This window comes from Pseudomonas sp. PA-4-8C (assembly GCF_021606625.1).
Lineage (GTDB): Bacteria > Pseudomonadota > Gammaproteobacteria > Pseudomonadales > Pseudomonadaceae > Aquipseudomonas > Aquipseudomonas lactis.
In genome coordinates, this window is sequence record NZ_WKCD01000525.1 from 1 (window position 1) to 1,469 (window position 1,469).

The window sequence follows — 1,469 nt, forward strand, 5'->3', positions numbered from 1 at the left end:
GGCCAGGTGCATCTTGCGCAACTGGGTTTCCAGGATCAGGCCATTGAGGGGCGTGCGCACTTCGTGGGCGACGATCGACATGAAGTCGTCACGCATGCGCACCGCCTGCTCCAGCTCAGCCTGGGTGGCTTGCAGGCGCGTAAGCAACAGCTCCTGCTCGCGGCGGCTGCGCTCCAGTTCCTCGACTTGCAGTTTCATCGCCTTGCTTTGGCGGTACAGGTCAACGAACACATTGACCTTGCTCTTGACCGCGTGGATATCCAGGGGCTTGTGCAGGAAATCCACCGCACCGCTTTCATAGCCCTTGAAGGCGTAGTTGAGTTCGCGGCCAGCGGCGCTGACGAACACGATAGGGATGTTCTTGGTCTTTTCGGTGCCGCGCATCAGTTCGGCCAGCTCGAAACCGTTCATGCCGGGCATCTGCACGTCAAGGATCGCCATGGCGAATTCATGTTCCAGCAACAGGGACAACGCCTCGTCGGCACTCAATGCCTTGAAGACCTGGCGATCCTCACGCTTGATCAGCGCCTCGAGGGCCAGCAGGTTTTCTGGCAGATCGTCGACGATCAGCAGTTTGGCCTGGACAGTACTTAACATGGGAAGGGTTCCAGGGAAGCCAGCAATGAGCCGATTCGGCTCAAGGAAAGAATATGGTCAGGTGTGTGCAAGGCCAGGGCCGCCAGGGGCATGACGGCAATACGTGCCTCTTGTGGGTCCTGCACGATGGTAGTGCCACCCGATTGCTTGACGTGGGCCAGGCCGCTTGCGCCGTCCTGGTTGGCACCGGTCAATAAAATGGCGAGCATGCGGCGCCCATACACATCGGCCGCCGAGGAGAACAGGTAGTCGATGGCGGGCCGGGAATGGTGCACCCGGTCTTCCTGGCTCAGTGACAGGCTGCGGTCCTGCTCGACCGAAAGGTGATAACCAGGCCCGGCAAAGTACAACGTGCCCGACTCTACGGCTTCTTTGTCCCGGGCCTCCTTGACCGGGATGTTCAGGCGCCGCGCAAAGACTTCCGCCAGTTGGCTGCGACGCTCATCCGGCAGGTGCAGCACGGCAATGATCGGCAGGCCGAAGGTGCTCGGCAATTGGCCAAAAATACTCAGCAACGCCTCAACGCCGCCGGCGGAAGCGCCGACGACGATGGCTTCGATCCCCGAAATCGGGGTGTCCTGCGCGTCACTCATGATTTTCGGTAGATCCGTTCTTGTTTGACCAAGGGCTCGAATTGCTTGCTGTAGGCAGAAAAATCCAGGGTTTCCTTGCTGCCCAGGACCAAAAAGCCGCGATGACACAGCGACTCATGAAACAAACCAAACGCTCGATCTTGCAATTTTTTATTGAAATAAATCAATACGTTACGACACGAAATTAATTGAGTTTCTGAGAAAACGCTGTCGGTCGCCAAGCTGTGGTCGGCAAAGGTCACGTTCTCGCGCAGTGTCTTGTCGAAGATCGCGTAATCG

At 58.0% G+C, this 1,469-nt stretch carries 3 protein-coding genes; all 3 read right to left on the reverse strand.

Going from position 1 to position 1,469, the window contains the following annotated elements; genetic code table 11:
- The coding region (locus GIW04_RS30655) for a response regulator (protein ID WP_236479607.1) at positions 1–597 on the reverse strand (597 nt) is incomplete at its 3' end.
- Positions 591–1,190 carry a chemotaxis protein CheB gene (locus GIW04_RS30660; protein ID WP_120248061.1) on the reverse strand — a complete coding sequence of 200 codons (600 nt, stop codon included), beginning with the start codon at positions 1,188–1,190 and terminating at the stop codon, positions 591–593. The genes GIW04_RS30655 and GIW04_RS30660, both read right to left, overlap by 7 nt.
- Positions 1,187–1,469: CheR family methyltransferase (locus GIW04_RS30665; RefSeq protein ID WP_329607663.1), on the reverse strand; the 283-nt coding region annotated here is incomplete at its 5' end. The genes GIW04_RS30665 and GIW04_RS30660, both read right to left, overlap by 4 nt.

Coding starts and splice junctions, on each gene's coding strand:
- GIW04_RS30660 (WP_120248061.1), bottom strand. CDS start 1,190: ATGAGTGACGCGCAGGACACCCCGATTTCGGGGATCGAAGCCATCGTC.